The 2,778-nt window shown below is 53.2% G+C and carries 2 protein-coding genes and 1 pseudogene; all 3 read left to right on the plus strand.

What is annotated here, in order from left to right; all coding sequences use genetic code 11:
• Positions 1 to 2,046: RHS repeat-associated core domain-containing protein (locus ACTJJN_RS26935; protein WP_440781794.1), on the plus strand; the 2,046-nt coding region annotated here is incomplete at its 5' end.
• Between the two features lie 4 nt (positions 2,047 to 2,050).
• A complete protein-coding gene (locus tag ACTJJN_RS26940; RefSeq protein ID WP_014756615.1) occupies positions 2,051 to 2,647 on the plus strand; it encodes a hypothetical protein in 597 nt (198 codons plus the stop codon).
• Positions 2,648 to 2,778 (plus strand): annotated as a pseudogene (locus ACTJJN_RS26945) (RHS repeat domain-containing protein); the annotation flags it as partial. It lies immediately after the preceding gene.

Genomic DNA, 2,778 nt, shown 5'->3' on the forward strand with positions numbered 1-2,778 from the left:
GGCCTGCCGAGCAGCCGCCAGGATGCCAAGGGCCAGCGGGTTCGCTACGAGTACGACAAGGCCATTCGCCTGACCGCGCTGGTCAACGAGAACAACGCCACGTACAGCTTTGCCTACGACGCTTCGGACCGGCTGAGCGAAGAAGTGCGGGTGGATAACCTGACCCGGCGTTTCAGCTACGACGTCGGTGGCCATCTCACACGACTGGATGAGATTGGCTATGGCGAAAATGCCGAGCGGCCCGAGCGCCATACGCTGTTCGAGCGTGATGCCATTGGCCGTTTGGTCGCCAAGATCAACCGTGATGCGAGCCAGACATTCGCATACGACGACGGTGACCGGTTGCTGAGCATCGAGCGGCAACCGAGCGGGATCGGCAAGCAGCTTGGGATCACGGAAGAAAAGCTTGAGTACGCCTACGATCTGCTCGGTCGGCTGACGAAAGAAATCACCTCCGCCGGAACGCTTGGCTACGAGTACGACCCACTCAGCAACCTGACCACGCTGACCCTGCCGGATGGGCGCAAGGTCAATCACCTGTATTACGGCAGTGGCCACCTGCACCAGCTGAACCTGGATGGTCAGGTGATCAGCGACATGGAGCGCGATGACCTGCACCGCGAGGTGTACCGGACCCAGGGCAAGCTCACCAGTTGCTTCGGTTACGACGCCATGGGGCGCAAGGCCTGGCAGTTTGCCTCGACCTTGCCGGCCTACAAGCTCTCGCAAGTGCACAACACCGGTGTGAATACCTCGTTGCTGGTGGAGCACGCCTACAACCCGATCCACCGCCGTTATCAGTACGACCCGGCCGGTGAACTGGTGCGTACCCTCGACAAGCTACGCGGCGAGATTAAGTACGAGTACGAAGCCAACGGCCAGTTGCGCAGCCGTGATACGGGCTCGCTGGTGGGCAGCGAGGAGTTCCGCTACGACCCGGCAGCCAACCGCCTGGACTTCAATGCGCGGCAGTTCGACAAGGTCAAGGACAACCGCATCAAACAGTGGCGGGATCAGGAGTATCGCTACGACCCGTGGGGCAACCTGATCGAGAAGCGCTCGGGGCACAGCAAGCTGCAGTACTTCAGCTATGACTGCGAGAACCGGCTGGTGCGGGCGGAGACGTTGGTCAATGGCAAGCTGGAAAGCCAAGGCGAGTATCGTTACGACAGCTTGGGGAGGCGAATAGCCAAGCAGGCTGAAATCAATGGCGAGGTCGAGCAGAAGCGCTTCCTCTGGCAGGGGCTGAGGATGCTGCGGGAGGAAACGCCAGGGCAGAGCATCTTGTACCTGTACGAGCCGGGTAGCTATGCGCCGTTGGCGCGGGTTGATCGGGTTGAAGGGGAAGGGCAGAAGGTCTATTACTTCCATACTGACCAGATTGGAACCCCGCTGGAGCTGACCGATAGCGAGGGTGAGATTGTCTGGCAGGCGACATATCGCTCGTGGGGTGAGATAGAGCAGCTAGCGGTCAATGAGGTGGAGCAGAACCTACGCTTCCAAGGTCAGTACTTTGATGCCGAAACGGGGCTGCACTACAACACGTTCCGATTCTATGTCCCTGAAATCGGGAGATTTCTGACACAAGACCCCATCGGTCTAGCAGGTGGAGATAATTTATATCAATATGCACCTAGCCCTATAGGGTGGATCGATGAACTAGGTCTGTCGTGCAACTCAGATGCCAAGCTTCTTCGAAAAGAACTCGGGATAAGTCCACAGGGGGGAGGTCAGTATGATGCGCATCATATTGTGATGTCCAACTCGAAAGATGCGAGGATGATTGCACTCCGGAAAAAGATGGATGAATTGGACATTGATATAAATGATAAGCGTAATGGGATTTGGCTGCCCAATACCGAGTCTGCAAGGGTTCCAGGTACAACTGCCACCCCTCACAAAGGTGCGGGTGTGCACGGCAAAGCCTATAAGCAATATGTGTTTGATAAGCTTTCCGTAGCCAATGGTCGAGAGGAATTTCTCAGCGCACTTTCCGAGGTTAAGCAGTCGCTGTTTGATGGTGTTTCATTTAAAACGATAAGGTAGAACTATGCTGGTAGAAGATTTGAAGCGCTTTAAAGATGAGGTTGTCAAGAAAGCTGAGGATTCTTCCTTTGTTTTGGATTTTGATCCTGATTGTGCCGAAGCCTCGAATATTAAGTGGTCGAAAGGGGTCGGAATTTCTTTTATTCCTTATGAATTAGAGATGTCAGGTGTAAAGCCAAGCAGGCTGACTGCAAAGGAACCTACAAGTAAAAAAAATATAAACAAATATTATTACGTGGATGGGCGGTTGCAGAAGGTAGATATCTACAATGCAAAGGGTGAAATTCATGGGTTTGAATATTTTTTCTATGATGACAGGCGAGATTATTCAATTAAGATGAATCGTCACGGCGAACGTTTGTGGCTCAAGGTAATTGATAAAGAGCAAGGAGAAGTACGTAAAGCTTGCAGGGTTGATTTTGACTCGGAATTTTGGACGTTAGGTTACGACTGGAATCAAGGGCGTCTTCAGGAAATTCTAACGTTTTCGTCTAATAGCTTGCCAGGTATTAAGATATATCCCGTTTTCGAGAGAGGGGATCTTGTGGGCTTATTCACTTTGCGTGGTGAAGAGAAAATATATATTTATGATGAGCGGTAGGTTGGCCTGACCTTGCCGGACGGTAACCGCCTGCAATTCAAGTACGACGAGTTCTCCCGCTTGCTCGAAGAGACCGACCCGCTGGGCCGCAAGACCACCTACGAATATCACCACCTGACCACGCTGGTGAC

The sequence above is a fragment of the Pseudomonas sp. 22515 genome (assembly GCF_052044625.1).
GTDB lineage: Bacteria > Pseudomonadota > Gammaproteobacteria > Pseudomonadales > Pseudomonadaceae > Aquipseudomonas > Aquipseudomonas alloputida.